18 protein-coding genes and 1 pseudogene are annotated in these 18314 nt (G+C 74.3%); 7 read left to right on the forward strand and 12 right to left on the reverse strand.

Annotation, left to right across the window (positions count from 1 at the left end; all coding sequences use genetic code 11):
- Nucleotides 1-31 precede the first annotated feature (31 nt).
- The 6 genes from MNY60_RS09400 to MNY60_RS09425 all read right to left on the reverse strand — a co-directional run bounded on the left by MNY60_RS09400 (nt 32) and on the right by MNY60_RS09425 (nt 8437).
- On the reverse strand, nt 32-1498 hold the full coding sequence (locus tag MNY60_RS09400) for an RIO1 family regulatory kinase/ATPase (protein WP_242360488.1): 1467 nt from the start codon (nt 1496-1498) through the stop codon (nt 32-34).
- A 27-nt stretch (nt 1499-1525) separates the two neighbouring features.
- Entirely contained in the window at nt 1526-2281 is a 756-nt protein-coding gene (locus MNY60_RS09405) for a translation initiation factor 2 (RefSeq protein ID WP_242336378.1), read from the reverse strand.
- A 132-nt stretch (nt 2282-2413) separates the two neighbouring features.
- The gene (locus tag MNY60_RS09410) at nt 2414-3433 is read right to left on the reverse strand and encodes an electron transfer flavoprotein subunit alpha/FixB family protein (protein WP_242354902.1); all 1020 of its coding nucleotides are present in this window, start codon (nt 3431-3433) and stop codon (nt 2414-2416) included.
- 17 nt (nt 3434-3450) lie between these two features.
- Nucleotides 3451-4263: an electron transfer flavoprotein subunit beta gene (locus MNY60_RS09415; RefSeq protein ID WP_242336372.1), complete on the reverse strand. Its 813-nt coding sequence runs from the start codon at nt 4261-4263 to the stop codon at nt 3451-3453.
- Nucleotides 4264-4316: 53 nt separating this feature from the next.
- Complete coding sequence (locus tag MNY60_RS09420; protein WP_242360489.1) at nt 4317-6137, reverse strand: 4Fe-4S ferredoxin; 1821 nt, start codon at nt 6135-6137, stop codon at nt 4317-4319.
- Between the two features lie 74 nt (nt 6138-6211).
- Nucleotides 6212-8437: an acyl-CoA dehydrogenase gene (locus tag MNY60_RS09425; RefSeq protein ID WP_242360490.1), complete on the reverse strand. Its 2226-nt coding sequence runs from the start codon at nt 8435-8437 to the stop codon at nt 6212-6214.
- A 347-nt stretch (nt 8438-8784) separates the two neighbouring features.
- Here MNY60_RS09425 and MNY60_RS09430 point away from each other — a divergent pair, with 347 nt between their 5' ends.
- Complete coding sequence (locus MNY60_RS09430; protein WP_242360491.1) at nt 8785-9300, forward strand: superoxide dismutase family protein; 516 nt, start codon at nt 8785-8787, stop codon at nt 9298-9300.
- Between the two features lie 112 nt (nt 9301-9412).
- Nucleotides 9413-9814: a four-helix bundle copper-binding protein gene (locus MNY60_RS09435; protein WP_242360492.1), complete on the forward strand. Its 402-nt coding sequence runs from the start codon at nt 9413-9415 to the stop codon at nt 9812-9814.
- Between the two features lie 85 nt (nt 9815-9899).
- Here MNY60_RS09435 and MNY60_RS09440 read toward each other — a convergent pair whose 3' ends face one another.
- Complete coding sequence (locus MNY60_RS09440; protein WP_242336358.1) at nt 9900-10259, reverse strand: pyridoxamine 5'-phosphate oxidase family protein; 360 nt, start codon at nt 10257-10259, stop codon at nt 9900-9902.
- Nucleotides 10260-10338: 79 nt separating this feature from the next.
- Here MNY60_RS09440 and MNY60_RS09445 point away from each other — a divergent pair, with 79 nt between their 5' ends.
- Both MNY60_RS09445 and MNY60_RS09450 read left to right on the forward strand, forming a co-directional pair.
- Nucleotides 10339-10707, forward strand: a complete 369-nt coding sequence (locus tag MNY60_RS09445) for a DUF488 domain-containing protein (protein WP_242360493.1) — start codon at nt 10339-10341, stop codon at nt 10705-10707.
- 46 nt (nt 10708-10753) lie between these two features.
- Nucleotides 10754-11206, forward strand: coding sequence for a copper-binding protein (locus tag MNY60_RS09450; protein WP_242360494.1), 453 nt, complete (start codon nt 10754-10756; stop codon nt 11204-11206).
- A gap of 96 nt (nt 11207-11302) precedes the next feature.
- On the opposite strand, the gene MNY60_RS09455 is transcribed toward MNY60_RS09450, so the two are convergent.
- Complete coding sequence (locus MNY60_RS09455; RefSeq protein ID WP_242336349.1) at nt 11303-12541, reverse strand: MFS transporter; 1239 nt, start codon at nt 12539-12541, stop codon at nt 11303-11305.
- Between the two features lie 222 nt (nt 12542-12763).
- On the opposite strand from MNY60_RS09455, the gene MNY60_RS09460 reads away from it, so the two are divergent.
- Entirely contained in the window at nt 12764-13621 is an 858-nt protein-coding gene (locus MNY60_RS09460) for a pirin family protein (protein ID WP_242360495.1), read from the forward strand.
- 42 nt (nt 13622-13663) lie between these two features.
- Here the strand turns inward: MNY60_RS09460 and MNY60_RS09465 are convergent, their stop codons facing one another.
- Nucleotides 13664-13834 carry a hypothetical protein gene (locus tag MNY60_RS09465; RefSeq protein ID WP_242360496.1) on the reverse strand — a complete coding sequence of 57 codons (171 nt, stop codon included), beginning with the start codon at nt 13832-13834 and terminating at the stop codon, nt 13664-13666.
- Between the two features lie 151 nt (nt 13835-13985).
- On the opposite strand from MNY60_RS09465, the gene MNY60_RS09470 reads away from it, so the two are divergent.
- Nucleotides 13986-14585, forward strand: a complete 600-nt coding sequence (locus MNY60_RS09470) for a YceI family protein (RefSeq protein WP_242360497.1) — start codon at nt 13986-13988, stop codon at nt 14583-14585.
- A gap of 93 nt (nt 14586-14678) precedes the next feature.
- Here the strand turns inward: MNY60_RS09470 and MNY60_RS09475 are convergent.
- Nucleotides 14679-14894, reverse strand: a pseudogene (locus MNY60_RS09475) (DUF2249 domain-containing protein); the annotation flags it as partial.
- Between the two features lie 350 nt (nt 14895-15244).
- Between MNY60_RS09475 and MNY60_RS09480 the strand changes: the two are divergent.
- Complete coding sequence (locus MNY60_RS09480) at nt 15245-16750, forward strand: Ppx/GppA phosphatase family protein (RefSeq protein WP_242336337.1); 1506 nt, start codon at nt 15245-15247, stop codon at nt 16748-16750.
- Nucleotides 16751-16791: 41 nt separating this feature from the next.
- On the opposite strand, the gene MNY60_RS09485 is transcribed toward MNY60_RS09480, so the two are convergent.
- A complete protein-coding gene (locus MNY60_RS09485) occupies nt 16792-17754 on the reverse strand; it encodes a CHAD domain-containing protein (RefSeq protein ID WP_242360498.1) in 963 nt (320 codons plus the stop codon).
- Nucleotides 17755-17757: 3 nt separating this feature from the next.
- Nucleotides 17758-18264, reverse strand: a complete 507-nt coding sequence (locus MNY60_RS09490; protein WP_242360499.1) for an inorganic diphosphatase — start codon at nt 18262-18264, stop codon at nt 17758-17760.
- Nucleotides 18265-18314: the final 50 nt, after the last annotated feature.

Raw genomic sequence — 18314 nt, forward strand, 5'->3', positions numbered from 1 at the left:
CGCCGGGCGCCTCGCCGGCTCGACCGGTGTTCTACCCGCGCCTGCGGTGCGGGTGACGGCGCTCGTGCTGGGGGGACGGCCCCTCCCCGCGCGGAGCGCCGGGAGGCGGACCGGAGGGTCTGCCCTGCTGCGGTGCGACGGGTGCAGCCGGGCCGAGCGGCGGACGACTCACGCGGATCACCTCCGGCGCGGGAGCGTCGCGGCGACGGCCCGGTCCGCCACGTCCAGGCTGCCGCGGTCCGCCCGCGCGCGGCGCGTTCTGCGGCTGGCGCGGTCCGGACTGCTGCTGCGGCTGGCGCTGTCCGGGCTGCTGCGGCTGGCGCGGCCCGGGCTGCTGCGGCTGGCGCGGCCCGGACTGCTGCTGCTGGCGCGGCCCGGACTGCTGCTGCTGGCGCGACCCGGACTGCTGCTGCTGGCGCGACCCGGACTGCTGCTGGCGCTGTCCGGGCTGCTGCTGGCGCTGTCCGGGCTGCGCCGGACGCTGTCCGGCCTGCTGCGTGGTCGGCTCGTGGCGTGCGCCGGGCGAAAGGTGCGAAATCTGCCGCGCCCCGGACCCGGAGGGCTCGTGGTGGGCGCGCGGCTGCGCGGGCGCGTGGGTCTCGCGCGCCGGGGGCGCGTGCGCCGGCCGCTCCCGCCGTTCCTGCCAGACGCGATCCCGCCGCGGCTCCTGCTGCTGCGGCCGCTGCGGGTGACGCTCGCCGTGGCCGCGCCCGTGCCGCTGTCCCTGCCTCTCGCCTCCCCGCGGGGCGGGCTCCGGCGGCCGGCCACTCGGCACGAAGTCGGAGCTGAGCTCGCGCCGTACGTACGCGCGCCAGATCTCGTGCCCGTCCCCGGAGGCCGCGTGGAGCTCGGGGGCGATGCCGGCGAAGAACCGCCGCACGTTCTCGAGGTCGCGCTGGAAGAACGACTCCGCCTGGCTGTTGTGCGCGGCGCCGACCACCTGCGGGAAGTCGATCACCACCGGGCCGTTCCAGCCGAGGAGGATGTTGTAGGGCGAGAGATCGCCGTGGATGAGATCGCAGCCGAGCATCCGGACGATCTGGCTGCGCAGGTCGGCGTAGAGCGCCGCCGCCTCCTCGGGCGCGACCTGCGCGTCCACGAGGCGCGGCGCTGGGTGTCCGTTCGCGTCGACGACGAGCTCCATGAGGAGCACGCCCTCGTAGAACATCACCGGCCTGGGGACCCGGACGCCGGCGGCGTGCAGCGCGTGGAGCGCGTCGGCCTCCTTCGCCTTCCACGCCTCCTCGGCGGCGGCCTGCCCGAAGCGGCTGCCCCGGTCCATCGCGCGCTGCATGCGCGAGTCGCGGACCTGCCGCCCTTCCTTGTAGCCGGCGTTGTTCCGGAAGCTCCGCGCCTCGCGCGCCTTGTAGACCTTGGCGGCGACGACCTCGCCGCCGTGGCGGACGAGCCAGAGGTCCGCCTCCTTGCCGCTCTTGAGGCGCGCGCAGACCTCTTCGATGACGCCGTCCGCCAGGAGCGGTGCGAGGGGATCGTGCATGCTCGTCGGGTGGGTCCTTGCGCGAGGCTACTTCTTCGGGGCACCGCCCGGACGACCGCCACCGGCGCCGCCACCCGGCCTCCGGCCACCGCCGCCCGGCCGTCCGCGACCGCGCTCGTTCTTGCGATCCTCGCGGAGCGAGTCCATCGAGAAGCCGCCGGTCGCGCCGGCCTTGGTGCCGCCAGCGCCGCGGCCGCCACCGCCGCCTCCCCGACCGCCGCCGGGTCCACCGCGACCGCCACGGCCACCGCGGCCGCCGCGCTCGTCGCGGGGAGAGCTCACGGTCTGCTTCATGCTCTGCGGGAAGAAGTCCACGAGGTACTGGTGACCGCCGCTCGTCTTCGCGCCCGGGACCGGCTCCTCGACGCCGAACACGCGGACGAGCCGCACGTCCTCGGCCCGGCGCCCCACCACCTCGACGGCGGCGCGAAGCATGGCGAGCCGATCGCCCGACAGGCCCGTGGCCGTCGCCACTGCGGCGTCGAGCGCGGCCTTGACCGCCTCGCTCTCTCCCTCCGCCGCGGGCTTCGGCGCCTCTGCCGTCGCCGCGGGCGCTGCCTCCGCCGTCTCGGCGGGCGCAGCGGCCTCGACCGGCGCGGCCTCCTGCGCCTCGGTGGGCGCCTCGGCGACAGCGCCCTCCGGCGCGGCCGGGGCCGGCGCCTCGGCGGCCGCGGCGACGGGGGCGGCCGGCTTCTCCTCGGCCGGGAGTGAACGCCGGGCCTGGGCGACCGCGGCCGCCGCCGTCCTAATCAGGGATCCGCTGAGCTCGGTGAGCGTCTTCATGCGGGCGTAGCCATACACCGTCCGGGCGGTGTCGGCAAAGGGCTGCCTGGCGCGAGCGCTCGTCTGCCGGCTCCGCGAACCCGGCGACGCGAGAGGAGCGGGGCTGGTCCGGCGCCGGCCGGTCGAGGTTCGTCACCTCTTCGCGGCGAGGAGCGCGTTCACCTTCTCCATCACCGCGAAGGCGTCCGCCACGTACAGCACGTCCGCCTTGCCCCTCGCCCACCCGCAGCCCGCGTCGAGGTTCACCGCGCGCCGCTCGCGGATGAAGCGCCAGCCGACGACGTGCGGCTCCTCACCGTGGCAGCAGGTCGCGAGCCCCTTGGGATGGCGAGGGGTGGAGCCGGTCTGGCCGACCTGGTTCAGGTGTGTCATGAACTCGAACACCTTCTGCCCCTCCCCCGCCTGATCCACGAGCGACTTGGACGAGCCGAGCGAGGCGCCGGCGCTTCGCAGCAGGCCGAGGATGAGCTGCTCGGCGCGCTCCGGCTCGGGCTTCCCGGACGCCTGCTTCTTCGTCCAGCCCGCCCCGGCGACGAAGAGGAGCTTCGCGTCGGGGCGGATCGTCTGCTCGCCCGACGAGGGCGCCCGCAGCCCCAGGACCTTGGTCCGCGTCAGGCCGTCGGCGGAGAGCGCGAGCCGCTCGACCACGGGGGAGGCGCCGCCTTCGACCGTCGCCGCGGGGTACGCGCCCGGATCGACGAGCAGCACCCAGGGGCGCTCCTCGCGCCGGAGCTTCGCCTCGATGCGCTGCTTGTAGAACCAGCGGGTGATGGCGACGCCGCCGTCGGACGCGACCTGCGTCACGTGGGTGTCCACGCGCCCGCCGAGCCGCTGCGCGACCCCGGCCGCCACGCGCGCCATTCGGCTCGTCGCGGGCGCGACGACGACGGTCGCGCCGGAGGCCCTGGCGAGCGCCGTGGCGGCCGCCGCGTCGGTGCCGTAACGCGGGTCGTCGAAGGCGGGGCCCTCGACGGCGAGCACCTTCGTGGCGCCTGCGCCCGCGAGCGCCGCGGCCGCCCGCTCGACGGAGGCGCCGAACAGGCCGACGGCGAGCGGCCCGCCGACAGCGCGCGCCGCGGAGAGCGCCTCGAGCGCGGCGCGCGGGAGGCCGCCATCGGCCTCGGTGTGGGTGAGGAGGAGGACGGTGTCCATGGTCGGGCTCCCTCGCGCTAGTCCTGGGCGATCCACTCGACGAGCTCGCGCGCGACGTCGTCGGGGCTCATGTCCTTCACGATGCGGGTCTCGCGCTGCGTCCTCGGCACGGCGACCGAGAGGTACTCGACGCGACCCGTGCCGACCGGCGCGGGCGCGGCCTTCTGCAGGGCGGGCATGATCGCGCGCATGTTGGCCATGCCGACCTGCGGGTTGTTCTTGGGCTCGCCGAGGCTGCCGGTCGCCCAGCCGAGCACCGCGGGGGCGCCGGCGCAGGAGGACACCTGGTGCCTCCCGCCCTCCACGCGCTCGAGCACCTCGAACGCGCCGTCCGGACCTGGCGTGAGCTGGTCGACGCCCTGGAACTGATCGGGGATCTCGAGCCGCTCGCCGACGAGCTGGAGGGTGACGCCCGCACCGCGCGAGGCCGACTCCCAGCCGCCGAACAGGAGCAGCCGGGAGCGATCGAGGCCGGGGAGCGCCTTCACGGCGTCGGCGAGCCTCGCCGCGACCTCGTGGGGATCGGTGAAGCCGCCGGCGGGGCCGTCGAGCGCGACGAGCTCGAAGGGGACCCGCTGGCCGACCGCCATCATGACCTGCTGGAGCTTCGCCTTCGGGCCGAGCGAGAGGAGCGTCACCTTCGAGCCCGGCGTTCGCGCCGCGAGGTTCGCCGCCTCGTACAGCGCGTGGGCGGCCCACGGGTCGAGCACGTGCGGCAGCATGAGCTCGTTCTTGAGGCCCGGCCCCTGCGGCGTCTGGGCGGGCTCGAGGGTCTGGAGCGGGTCCGGGACGACGCTCCCGAGGACGACGATCTGGTATCCGGTGCTCATGGGCTCCTCGTCGTGCGCGCCCGCCGGCGAGCGGCGGGGGCGGGGGTTTGCGATCAGTTCTCCGCGGAGTGAAGCCCGCCCGTCCCGGCGCGGAGCTCGAGGTTCACCTCGTCGGTCCCCTCGAGGCGTCCGGTGCAGCTCCACAGGCACGCGCCGCAGTGGACGCACTTCTCGCGGTCGAAGCTCGGCACGCCGTCGGCGCCCGGCCGGAGCGCCTCGGCCGAGCAGATCTCGACGCAGACGCGCTTGCCGCAGGCGCGGCAGCGCTCGGCGGAGCGGAACCCGACGTGATCCGCGTAGCCGGGGGGCGCCTGGACCTTGCCGCCCATGAGGAGCGCGTCTTGCTGCGACACGAGGAGCTTCCCGTCGAGCGGCACGGCCGGCCAGCCGGCGCGATCCATGAGCGCGTCGTGCAGCGGGACGCCCCTCGCCTCGCACTCCGCCCGCAGCCGCGCGAGCTCCTCGGCCGGGATCCGGCCCGCGTAGAAGTCCTCCAGCGTGCCGACCGCGTCGGCCGGGTGCGGCGGCTCGTGGCCGAGCGACACCCTGCCGCGCGTGAGGCCCGCGAGCGCCATCCCGACGAGGCCGGGCACGAACCCGCGCTGGAAGCCGTCGCGCGCCTTCTCGGCGATCCTCGCCTCCGCCTCGATCCAGCTCGCGCGGCGACGGGCGACGTAGGCCTCCTCCAGGCCCTCCTTCGTGAGCGGCCTCCCCGCCTCGAGGAGCGCGATGACGCCCTCCGCGAGCTGGACGCCCGTCGTGAAGGCCTCGTCCACGCCCGAGGACGTGAGGACGTTCGTCGAGCCGGAGCCCTCGCCGATCCGCGCGAACCCGTCGCCCGCGAGGAACGGCTCGCCGCGCCGCCCGGACTCGAGGAGCGACTTCGCCCCCCAGGACCGGAGGCGCGCGCCCTCGAGGTGCCGCCAGATCGCGGGGTGCTGGACGTAGTGCTGTAGGTAGCGATAGGTCGTGCGCGCCGGCGACGCGAAGCCGCTCGGGACGAAGATGCCGACCGACGCGACGTGATCCGGGTGGACGTACAGGAACCCGAAGATCTCCGGCTCCGGGAACCCGAGCGTGTGGAGCACCGTGCCCGGCTCGAGGCGCGTGTCCTCCGGGAGGTCGACCACGAACTTCATGCCGACCGCCCACTCGCGCCGCGCGTTCCCGGGGGGCATGCCGAGCTCGGCGTCGAGCTGGCGCCCGACCGCGCCGACCGGCCCGTCGCCGACGACGGTCAGCGCGGCCCGGACGTCCATGCCCGGCATGAACGCGGCGTCCGGGAGCCCCTGGCGATCGACGCCCTGGTCGACGAGGCGGACGCCCCGGACCTTGCCGTCCTCGACGAGCGCCCGCGCGACGGGTGTCCCCGGCCAGAGCTGGACCGCGCCGGACGCGAGCACCTGGGCGCTCATCCACTGCATGAGCTGGCCCATCGAGAAGACGAAACCGTCCTGCTTGTGCAGGAACTCGGGCGTGAAGGGGAGCTCGAGCGCCTCGTCGGCGAAGGGCAGCACGCCGCGCAGCGCGCGGATGGTCCGATCCGCCGCGCGCAGCGAGGCCGACCGGCGGCTCGCGCCGAGAGGATCGAGCAGGTAGAGGACGCGCTCGTCCTTCACCCTCGCCGCCATGGGGATCTGCGCGCCGTCGAGGTCCGGGAACGCGGCGCGCAGGCCGCGGGCGCGCGTCACGACGCCCGACACGCCGAAGCCGAGGTCGTCGGCGCGCTCGTAGCAGACCACCTGCAGCGGCAGGCCCGGCGCCGCGGCGCTCTCGAGTGGCGGGAGGTCGGCCGCGGAGAGGCGGCGCGACAGGGTGGTGAGGAAGCCGGCCGTGGCCGGCCCGAAGCCGACGCAGGCGATGTCCACGGACATCGTCTGGCGCTCCGGCTGTTCCTGGGTCCCGAGGGGCTGCAATGGCGTCTCCCTGGCGACGAAGGCCGCCGCGGCTACTGCGGGTAGTCGAGCGCCTCGGGGATCATCACCTTCGAGAGCGCCTCCGCCGCGCGGTCCTTCGCGAGCAACGCGCCCGTCAGGCACCCGTCGATCTTCACCCGCATCGTCCGGAAGTCGCTGATGCCCTGGCAGGAGGCGCAGGGGCCCTCCTTGTCCGGGTGGCCGCCCTCGGCGACCACGTCGCCGGTGCAGCCCGCGAGGCCTGGGATGATCCCCTCGAGCGCCTCGGCGTCGCTCGCCGACCAGCACGCCGCGCACCCCTCCGCGTCCCACGACGGGTGGCGGTTGTAGCCGTGGACGAGCTCGGCGCAGATGCGCCCCACCTCGCCCGCGGCGCGCGCCGCCTGGACGTGGCAGAGGTCCGCGAAGAAGCGGGCCGTGCCCGCGTGCGCCTCGCCGAGCACCGGCGCGCCCTCCTCGGCGAGCACGACCGCGTCGAGGATCTGGCTGCGCGCGGCCATGAGCCAGCCGAGCGCGTCCGCGAGCTTGAAGGTCACCCCCTGCCGCGGCGACTGGACGAGCTTCGCGCCGTCCGCGTCCGTCGACCGCTCGAGGTGCCGGAACGTCCAGAGCCAGAGCTCCATCGCCGACGCGAGCGCGCAAGCCCCGGTGCCCGGGTGCGCGCCCGCCACGTGGCGCAGCTCGCGGACCCACGCCTTCAGCTGCGCGAGGAAGAGCGGGTTCGCCATCGTCACCGAGAGCTGCCGGCGCTGCACGGCCTCGGGGCCCTCGTAGGTCGCCTCGAGCTGGGCGTCCATCCACTTCTGGCCGAGGAACCCCGGGCAGTCCTCGGTGATGCCGTAGCCGCCCATGAGCGAGACCGCCTCGCGCATCACGCTCGCGCCGACGCCGGTGTTCCAGAGCTTCGTCGCGGGGCAGAGGACGTTCGCCTGCGCGTCGAGGAGCGCGAACCGGACGAGCTCGTCGGCGCGGAGCTCCGCGATGCGCGCCTCCTGCTTCTCGCCGCGGGGGTGCGCCTCGAGCTCCAGGAGCTCGAGCCCCTTCTGCTCGAGGGCCTTCGTCCACTTGAGGGTGGCCTTCATGCCGGAGATGCCCTGGGCCGCGAGCGCGGCGTCCTTCCGCCGCTCGAGCGGATCGAGCTCGTCGAACAGGCGAGCCGTCGCGAAGCCCAGCGACGCGCCCGCCTCGCCCGCCGCCCAGACCTCGACGAGCCGGTGCAGCGCGTCCTCGCGCTGCTGGATGCCGAGCTCGTAGCGCACCGATCCGGGCGCGGCCTGCTCGGCGCCGCGGAACCGCCCGCGCTGGTAGCGGATGACCGGCTCGATCGCGCTGAGCAGCTTCGCGGAGGTCATGACGCCGACCGTCACGCGCGTGCGCCGGAACACCGCCTCGATCACCTCGGAGTGGTCGAACCTCGGGACGATGACGCCGTCCCTCACGGTGTACCCGCCCACGATGCGGCTCGCCGGAACTTGCAGGCTGAAGATCGGATCGCTCGTCGAGGAGAGCTGGTGCACGAGCTTCTTCGTGGGGGTGCCGCGGTCGAACGTCCCGGCGTCCGTCTCCTCGAGGATGACGAGGCACGAGGACTTGATGCGCGGATCGTCGGTGTCCACCGCGGCGGTGACGAAGTTCGCGAACCCCATGTTCGTGATGAACCGGCCGCGCTTCTCGACCCGCAGCACGGGCTCCTCGCCCTCCTTCCACTCCGCCACGCTCACCTTCCCGGAGAGCATGCCGGTGTCCACGCCGACGTAGGGGATGGGCTCGGTGAGCGCGAACGCCGCGCGCCACGGCCGCCGGTCCTCGCCGGGCTTCGCGGGCGCGGCGAGGCTCATGTAGTGGCGCACCTGCTCGGGCGTGCCGCGCTCGTGGATGGGCGACAGGCCCAGGAAGCCGGCGAGGGCGCCGGTCGCCGCGCCCGCGTCCACCCAGGCGAGCTCGAAGGCGGCGAGCGCGAGGGCGAGGTTCTTCGGGCCGGCGATGAAGCCGCCCTCCTCCGGCTCCATGAACGCCGCCGTGATCCCCGACGCGTCGTAGTGGGCGAGGAGCTCGTTCTTGCGCGCGGTCCACTCGTGCTCGTTCCTCCCTCCCTCCGCGACGAGGCGCGCGACCGGGCCGCGCGCGACGCCGCGCGCGGACTGCACCAGCATCTGCAGGTCGTACCGTTCCGCGAACCGCCACATGAGCTGCCGGACGTCGTCGCCGGGCAGGGTGCGGAGCGTGTCGGGATGAGCCTTCAGGGCGGGCGTCGCCATGGGGTGTTCCTCGCGGGGCGGGTGCGCGTGGGAGCGCACTGTGAGGAGAACGGTGACCGTGGTCCGAGCGGCGTGCGGCGGACAGTAGCAGAGGAACGGGGCCCGATTGCAATGCGTCAGGCCCGAGGATCGGCGGTGATTGCCCAATCCATTGTTCGGGATCATCGGACGACGCGACACTCTGCCGCGCCCGCGACCGTTCGCCACACTCTGCGGACGTCCGCCACACGGGTCTGCCGGCCGTGATCTTCGGCGGATCCTGGCCCCTGGATCGAGGTGCACTGCCCGCGAAAGGGCGCACCCTTCCGGTCCGAGCCGCGGCAACACGCCCGCCGTACCTGTCGCGCATGACGACTCGAGCGTTCTCCCTGTTCCTGGCTCTCGCCGTTCCACTCACCGTCACCGCCGCCGCTCCCGCCGCGAAGGCGGTCCTGAAGGACGCCGACGGCAAGGAGGTCGGGACGGCCACGCTCACGCCGACTCGCGGCGGCGTGAAGGTCGCGGTCGCGGTGGCCGGGCTCCCGCCGGGGAAGCACGGCATCCACCTCCACGGAGCGGCGAAGTGCGAGCCGCCCGACTTCAAGTCGGCCGGAGGTCACTTCAACCCGTTCGGCAAGAAGCACGGCGTCCACAACCCCGAGGGCGTGCACGCCGGCGACCTGCCGAACCTCACGGTCGGGAAGAACGGCAAGGCGAAGGCGACCTTCACCGCGAAGGGCGCCACCCTGGGCGCCGGCGAGGGCTCGCTGCTCGGCCCGGACGGCACGGCCCTGGTCATCCACGCCGACCCCGACGACGAGAAGACCGATCCCGCCGGCAACTCGGGCGCGCGCATCGCCTGCGGCGTGGTCGAGAAGCAGTAGGGAGCCGGCGCCGGAGCGCTCACGCACGGGCCGGGCACTCCGCCCGGCTTGTCCCGAAGGCCCGTCCCCCCAATGTTCCCCTCCGAACCCTCGAAACCCCAGCGGAGGGGACATGGCCACCGTCAGCGGGCAGCAAGGCTTCCAGGCGACCTTCCAGGCGACGCCGCACTTCAGCCACATGGCCGAGCAGATGCGGCGGTCCATCCAGGAATGCCTGTCGTGCTTCAGCGTCTGCGAGCAGACCCTCGCGCACTGCCTGCAGAAGGGCGGCGAGCACGCGGCCGCCGATCACGTGAAGCTCCTGATGGACTGCGCGGAGAGCTGCCGCATGAGCGTGGCGCTCATGTCACGCGAGTCCGCGTTCCACGCCCACCAGTGCGCGACGTGTGCGGAGATCTGCAAGGCCTGCGAGGAGTCCTGCGAGGAGTTCGCGGGCGACGCGCAGATGATGGCCTGCGCCGACGCGTGCCGCTCGTGCGCCGAGGCGTGCAGCGCGACGGCCGCCCTGGCGTAGCCGCAGGAGCCGGCCGCATCTCACGCGCGCGAGGTCTTGGCGTCCGCCGCCCGGGAGGGCGGCGCGCGCCCCGACTCCCGACGCTCTACCCGAGGACCTTCTCCGCCTGCGCCACGTGGAGCAGCACGGCGGCCCGGCACCAGGGGAAGTCCCGCTTCAGCTGCTCGTGGACCGGCGTGCCCACCTGGAACTCGGCGCGTCCGGAGAGGCGGAAGCCGACGCCCTTCGGGTGCTTGGCCCCCAGGATCATCTGCACCCCGCTGCCGCTCCGGACGTTCTCCTCCGTCCGCCGGTAGCCGCCGGCGGGGAACGCGAGGGTGGTGTCGTCGAGGACGCGGAGGTAGCTGTTCCACGTCGCGACGAGGTGCGGCCCCGCCGGCCCCTCCGTCACGAAGGCGGCCGAGCCCTCCTGCGTCAGCGCTGCGCGAATCTCCTCGGAAATCATGAACGCACTCCTCCTGGCTCGCGGTCGCGTTTCTCGCGCGCGACGGTGTGCGCCCCCGTATAACGCGGGCGAGGAGCGGATGATCCGATTGAAGCGCGCCTACGACGGGCCCGAGCGGAGCGATGGCTACCGCGTGCTCGTGGACCGGCTCTGGCCGCGCGGCGTGAAGAAGGAGGCGCTCGCGCTCGACCTGTGGGCGAAGGACCTCGCGCCGAGCCCGGGGCTCCGGCGCTGGTTCGGGCACGACCCCGCCCGCTTCCGCGAGTTCGCGCGGCGCTACCACGCCGAGCTCGGGACGGGCCCGGCGCAGGCGCTCCTCGCGGAGCTCGGCCGCCGCGCAGCGCACCGTACGGTGACGCTCGTCTACGGCGCGCGCGACCGGGAGCACAACGGCGCCGTCGTGCTGCGTGACCTGATCGCGGAGGGGCCGGGGGAGCACGCGAGGTGACACCATGCCGCATGCGGCCGCGGCAGGCGGCGATGAAGATGACGGGATGACCTCCGGTCCGACCCGCACCGCGTGGCTGAAGTGGCTCTCTCCGGTGATGCTGACGCTCGCGGGCGCGCTCCTCGCGACGGGCCCGGGTTGCCGCGAGGGTGGCGCACGCTCCGGAGACGCCGCGCCTGCGAACGCGCGGCGCTACACCGTGCGCGGCGAGATCGTGCGGCTCTCCGCCGCGGCGCGGCAGGTCTCCATCCGTCACGAGCCCATCGACGACTTCGCGAACGAGGCGGGGACGGTGGTGGGGATGGGCTCGATGGTGATGCCGTTCGACGTTTCGCCGGAGGTCGCGCTCGACGACGTGCGCGTCGGGGACAAGGTCGAGGTCCGGATCGCCGTCTCGTGGTCGCCTCCCGTGCTACGGATCGAGCAGCTCCGCAAGCTCCCCGTCGACACCGCCCTCCGGTTCGGAGAGGCCCGCCCGAAGGCCGCCACGCGTCCCTGACGACCGTCGGCGGGCCCCGCGTCCCGGGACCCGAGCGCCCCACCGCTCCGCCCTCGCCTTCTCGCGCGCCCTGCCGGCGCTCGACCCCCTCGCCCGTCAGCGTCCACGAGCCTCGCGCCTGCCGGGCACGACCACGAGGAGCGCGACCGCCGCCACGAACGCGAGCGTCGCGCCGTAGGCGAACGCGGCGGGAGATCCCAGCCGGTCCCAGATCACGCCGAAGATCACCGAGGCCGGGAGCGCGCCGAGCCCGATCGCGAGGTTGTACCAGCCGAACGCGGCGCCGCGCCGGTCGGGCGGGACGAGGTCGGCCACGAGCGCCTTCTCCGCTCCCTCGGTGAGCCCGAAGTAGACGCCGTACAGGGAGAAGAGGGCCCACGCGTGCCACGCTGCGCTCGCGTGGCCGAAGAGGAAGTAGACGAGGGCATAGACCGCCCAGCCGACGACGATGAGCGGCTTGCGTCCGACCCGATCCGAGAGCGCGCCGCCGGGGGTGCTGGAGAGGGACTTCACGACGTGCAGCAGCGCCCAGAGGATCGGGGTGAGCGCCTGGTTCACGCCGAGCTGGGAGGCGCGCAGGAGGAGGAACGCGTCGGTCGCGTTGCCGAGCGTGAAGACGAGGAGCACGACGAGGTAGCGCCAGAACCCTCGACCCAGCGGGCCTGACGCGGCGGGGGCCTCGCGCCTCCCGTCCACCTCGCGCGGCACCTCCGACACGGCGGATGCGAGGACCAGCACCGAGAGCACGCCGGGGATCGCCGCCAGCCAGAAGACGCGCCGGAGCGGCGCGCCCGTCCACCACGTCAGGATCGCGAATGCGATGAGCGGCCCGACGACCGCGCCCGCGTGGTCGCCTGCCCGGTGGAGGCCGAAGGCCCTGCCGCGGATGGACGGCGCGACCGAGTCCGCGATGAGCGCGTCGCGCGGCGACGTCCGCACGCCCTTGCCGACGCGGTCCACGACCCGGATGACGAGAACCTGCGAGGCCGCCTGCGCGACGGCGACGAGCGGGCGCGCGAACGAGGAGATCACGTAGCCGAGGAGGACGAGCGGCTTGCGCCTCCGGACCCGATCCGACCACCACCCGCTGGCGAGCTTGAGGAGCGCGGCGGTGGTCTCCGCAGTTCCCTCGATGAGCCCCACCGCGCTCGCGCTCGCGTGGAGCACGCTCGACAGGAAGAGCGGCAGGAGCGGGTAGATCATCTCGCTCGAGACGTCGGTGAGGAAGCTCACCACCGCGAGCGCGATCACGTTCCGGCCGAGCCGCGGGCGCCCCTCCACGCTCGTCTCGCGCTCGGTCCGGCGGCCTCGAGCTCCATTTCCGGGAAGGCGCATGCGGTTCCTCGGGCGAAGGGTAACGCTCCTCGCGTCTCGCGGGGCCCCGCAATCGCGGCTGGCGGGCAGGGCCGCGCCGCCGGGTGCGACGCGCGGGGCGAGCGAACGGCCCTCGCGCGAGGAGCCTCGAGCCGGGATTGTTCCGCGCCGCGGGACACGGTGGTGCGCGCGCGCGACTTGTCCCGATCGCCTCGGCGGTTATGGATCCCGTCGGAGAGACCCATGATCGAGCGAGGACTGAAGGACGTGGTGACCCCCGTCGCGACGAGCGACGGCGCAGGCGTGCGGCTCCAGCGCAGCATCGCCACGGAGCGGCTCGACCACCTCGACCCGTTCTTCCTCTTCGACCATTTCGGGTCGGAAAACGCGAACGACTACGTCGCCGGCTTCCCCATGCACCCGCACCGGGGCATCGAGACCATCACCTACATGCTCGACGGCAGCGTTGCCCATCGGGACAGCCTCGGGAGCTCGGGCGTCATCGGGGCGGGCGACGTGCAGTGGATGACCGCGGGGAGCGGCATCCTGCACGAGGAGATGCCGAAGATCGGACCGCGCCGGCTCGACGGCTTCCAGATCTGGGTGAACCTGCCCGCGAAGCTCAAGATGACCCGGCCGCGCTACCAGGACGTGCCCTCGAGCGCGATCCCCGAGGTCGCGCGCCCCGACGGCGCCCGCATCCGCGTGGTGGCGGGCGAGGTGGACGGCGTTCCCGGCGCGGTCCGCGAGATCTTCGCGGGACCGACCTACCTCGACATCGCGCTCCCTGCCGGCCGGACCTTCGAGCAGCCGGTGCCGCGCGGCCACACCGCGATCCTCTACGTCTTCCAGGGAGAGGTGAGCGTGGGCGGCGCCGCGCCCTCGCGCGGGCCCGCCATCCGCGCCCCGCACCTCGCCATCCTGGAGGACGGTGACGTCGTCCGCGTCCACGCCGGCGGCGCGGGCGCGCGCTTCCTGCTCCTGTCGGCGCAGCCGCTCCGCGAGCCGTACGCACGCTACGGCCCGTTCGTCATGAACACCCGCGAGGAGATCGCCGAGGCGCTCGCGGAGCTCCGCGCGGGGACGTTCATCAAGCCCTGACGGCGGCGCGGCTCGTCGCGCCGAGCGCGCCGCGCCCCGCCGTCACCGCGTCGCGCCCGCCTTCCCCGGCGGCGTCTCGGCGCGGGCGCTCTGCGGCGCCTCTACGACGCCGAACCCGTACCACCACCCGGTCACGGCGGACTTGCGGAACACGACCGTCCGCAGGTCGCGCCGACCGGGCAGGACCGACCGTTCCCCCGCTGGAACAGACATGTGCTCGCGTGCCGATTGCGCCGCATCGGGAACGCCGCCAAGAATGCTCCCGTGCCGAGCGGCAGCGGGACAGGGCCGAGAGAAGGTCCCCCACCCCGCCTTTGAGAACCGCCGCCGCGGCCCCCAACGCTCTCCCGAAGGAAGGCCGAACATGAAGAAGCTCCTCGCCTCGCTGCTCGCCGTCGCCCCGATGCTCGCGCTCGCCGCGCCTGCCGCCTGGAACGTCGACGCGTCCCACTCGCAGGTCGGCTTCGCCGTGAAGCACCTCGTCATCTCGACGGTCCGCGGCGAGTTCACGAAGTACTCGGGCGTCGCGCAGCTCGACGACGCGGATCCGGCGCGCTCCACGGTCGAGGTGACGATCGACGCGAACAGCATCGACACCCGCGTCGCCGACCGGGACGCGCACCTCAAGTCGCCCGACTTCCTCGACACGGCGAAGTACCCGGCCATCACCTTCAAGTCGGCCAAGGTCACCAAGGCGGGCAAGGACAAGCTGAAGGTCGCGGGCGACCTCACCCTGCACGGCGTCACGAAGCCCGTCACCCTCGACGTGACGACGTCGCCCGAGGTGAAGGGCATGTACGGCGAGACCCGCCGCGCGGTCTCGGCCGTCACGAAGATCAGCCGCAAGGACTACGGCCTCTCCTGGAACAAGCTCGTCGAGGCCGGCCCGGCGGTCGGGGACGAGATCGCCATCACGCTCGACGTCGAGCTCGTGAAGGACGCGCCGAAGAGCGCGTCGAGGTGAGGACGCCTGGCGCGCGGTGAGTCCGGGCCGGCTCCGCGAGCGCGGGGCCGGCCCGCGCCGTCCGTGGTCAGGGCTCGCTCTCCTCGCGATGCGGACGCGCCAGTCGGCCGGGCCGCGCTCGAGGTACTCGGACACCGCCTGGCCGGGCCGCACGAACCGGAACTGCTGCAGCAGCGGCGCCGGGTCGTGGTCGTTCACGATCACGAGCGCCTCGCCCGGTCCGAGCGCGTCGAAGGTCTGGAACACGAGGCCGTGCCGCAGCTCCGGCGGCAGCTTGCGAAGGTCGAGCTCACGGGGCGATCCGGTCATCGGGAGAGGCTCCTCGGGACGGGGTTCGGTCGCCGGGCGGTGCACCTCGCGTGCCTTCCGCGCGTGGCGCGACACACCGGCGCGGCGCTCTTGCGCTCGCCGCTCCGGCCCAGCGATTTCCCGCGGGGCGCCTCCGACCGCGCGCCCGGCGCGCCGGCGCACGATCGCGGCCCCGCGTGTTCCACGCCGTTCCGGACTGGAACGTAAGGGGGATCGAGGACCCTCGGGGCACTCCCGGTGCTAGAACCCTTGCCGAGCGGCGCGGTCCGCCACCCGGCCCGTGTGAGCCCACTCGCATCCCGGCCGTTCCTGCGACCGTGCGGGCGAATAGACTCGACGCGGGAGGCCGATTGGCGCACGACCACGAAGGACAGCGCATCCTCGCGGCCATCGACGTGGGGACGAACGCGGTGCGCCTCGAGATCGCGCGCCCGCTGCCGGACGGCACGCTCGAGACCCTCCACCAGGAGCGCGATCCGGTGCGCCCGGGCGAGGGGGTCTTCGCCACCGGCTCGATGTCGCGCGAGGTCGCCGACCGGCTCCTCTCGGCCCTCCGCCGGTACGCGGCCCTCTGCCGCCGCTACCACGCCACCGTGCGCGCCGTCGCGACGAGCGCCGTCCGCGAGGCGCGGAACCGCGACGACCTCGTGAAGCGCGTGAAGCGCGAGACCGGGCTCGACCTCGAGGTCGTCTCCGGGCGCGAGGAGGCCCGCCTCATCTGCCGCGGCGTGCTGAACGGCCGGCCCCGGCGCGCGCGCTCGCTCGTCCTCGACATCGGCGGGGGGTCGACCGAGGTCGCGACCGCCGTGGGGGAGGAGGCGAAGGATCTCTACAGCGTCGGGCTCGGCGCGGTCCGGCTGACCGAGATCTTCGGCTCGGCGGGGAAGGTCTCGCCGCAGCGGCTCGCGGCCATGCGCAGCTTCGCCGACGAGGCGTTCCGCGACTCCGTTCCCCGGCGGCTGCCGCACGGCAACGTGGCGCTCGGGTCGTCCGGGACGATCAACGCCATCGTCGCGGCCCACGGCGAGGGCCGCCGCATGACGCTCCGGGACGTGAAGCGCGCGGTCGAGGAGCTCGCCTCCGACTCCATCGCGGAGCGGCGCAGGCGGTTCGAGCCCCGCCGCGCGGAGATCATCGTCGCGGGCGCCGTGATCCTCGAGGCGGCGATGCGCCACCTCGGCCTCGACTCGATCGCCGCGGTCGACACCGGGCTCCGCAACGGCATCCTCGTCGACCTCGCGCGCCGGTCGCCGGCGGCGGTCGCGGCCGCCCAGGCCTCTCGCGCCGCGGCGGCGCTCGCGTTCGGCCGCCGGTTCAACTTCGACGAGGGCCACGCCCGGCAGACGGCGCGCCTCGCGCTCGATCTCTTCGATCAGCTCGCCGAGCTGCACGCGCTCCCCGCGAGCGCGCGCGGGCTGCTCGAGGCGGCGGCGCTCCTCCACGACGTGGGGCACGCCGTCTCGCCGACCCGCCACCACAAGCACACCTTCTACCTCGTCTCGAGCGCCGACATCCCCGGCCTGTCCGACCGCGAGCGGCTCCTCGTCGCGCTCGTCGCCCGCTATCACCGGCGCAGCCCGCCGGAGCGACACCGCCCGGATCTCGAGGACCTCCCCGCGGGCGAGTTCCGGCTCGTGCGGCGGCTCGTCGCCCTGCTGCGCGTCGCGGACGCGCTCGACCGGAGCCACCACCAGCCGGTCGTCTCCGTCCGGGCCGCCCGGAAGAACGGCGTCGTGAGGGTGCTCGCGCGGACCCGCGGCCCCGTGGACCTCGAGCTGTGGGACGTGGCCCGGGAGGCGTCGCTCTTCCGCGCCGTCTTCCACGCGTCGATCCACGTCGAGCGAGCGCGGAGGTAGGGCCCGGTCGCGAGCCGCGACCGCGACCTCGAGCCGCGTCGTCACGCCGCCGGCGCGTCCGCCGCGTGCCCGTTCGCCGCCGCCGCGACCTTCACCCTGAGCTTCACGCGCCGCCCGCCGCGCGAGAACCCGCGCCGCAGCGCCCGGACCACCCTCTCCTCCCGCCACCGCGAGAGCTCGCGCCGGAGCGCCCGGGCCTCGCGGGCGCGCTCCTCGTGGAGGACGGCGAGCGTCGCGCGCGCGGCCCGGCGCTCGCGCCGCTGGCCCCGGCGGGCGAGGCGCTCGAGCCGCTCGATCCGCACGTCCGTGTCGTGGAGATCGCCGAGCCGCTCCTGGAGCGGCACGAGCGCGGCGAGCATCCCCTTCGCCGCGCCCGGGAAGCCGGGCTCCACGAGCTCGGCGACGTAGCGGAGCTTCTTCGCCGCGATGCGGAGGCGGTGCACCTTCCGTGGCGATCGCGCGTCCCGCGCGGCCGCGAGGCGGCGCTTCAGGGTCGCGAGCCGCGCCCTCACCTCCTTCGCGAGCCGCTTCCCCTGGAGCCGCCCCTTCCCCGCCGCGTCCTCCGCGGCGCGCGCGATCGAGGGCGCGACGGCGCCCTGCCAGCCACGGATCGCGCGGCGCAGCCGCTTGCTGGCCCTCGGCAGGCCTCCGCCGGCCCACGCCGCGAGCCGTCCGCCGCCATCCTGCTTCCGGGCGTGCCGCTCGAACCAGCGCCGCTGCACCTGGCCGTCACGGACCTCGCCGAGCGCGTCCTGGAGCGCCTTCACCTCGTCCTCGAGCGCCGCGAGGTCGCCGCGGCCGAAGAGCTGGAGCGCGGCGCGCAGCCGCCGCGACGCGATCCGCATGTCGTGCACCGCGTCCACGTCCGGCTCGCCTTCGCCCGTCCCCACGGCCGCGGCCTCGTACCGGCGCACGTCGTCGAGGCGCGCGCGGACGAGGAGCGGACCCGCCACGGAGAGCGGCGTGCCGGGCTCGAGCCCGGGGATCTCCGTCGGCTTCGCCACGCGCTAGCTCCCGGCGAGGAGCCGCTCCACGTCCTCGGGCCCGTGCCATCCGAGGACGCGGGGGTTCTTCGGCTCGAAGAACACGGACGACGTGAAGAAGTGCTCGATCTCCTCGAGCACCCGGCCGTCGAGGTCCCGATGCGTGCGCAGCGCGGCGCCGCGGGGGTGGACGAGCGGGAGCGCGAGGATCCGGTCGTTCCGCTCCCGTCCTCCGCCCTTCGCGTCCTGCTCGAGCGCGAGGACCCCGAGTGCGCGGCAGCGGAGGACGACGCCGGGGTAGCTCGCGACGTCCCAGTAGACGAGCGCGTCCACCGGGTCGCCGTCGGAGGCGTTCGTCCCCGGCACGAAGCCCCAGTCGTACGGGTAGGCGAACCCGAGCGGCAGCGGCCGGTGGCCGATCATCACGTCGAGCTCCGGATCGTGCTTGAGCTTGAGCGTCGCGCCGCGCGGCGCCTCGACGACGACGTGGAATCCGCCCTCCGTGCGGGCGGGAACGGACGAGATGGGCATGCCTCGAATCTGCGGTCCGGCGTCCTGACCCGCCACCGGCGAGGCGGGCG

Source organism: Anaeromyxobacter sp. SG17 (assembly GCF_022690695.1).
Taxonomy (GTDB): domain Bacteria; phylum Myxococcota; class Myxococcia; order Myxococcales; family Anaeromyxobacteraceae; genus Anaeromyxobacter; species Anaeromyxobacter soli.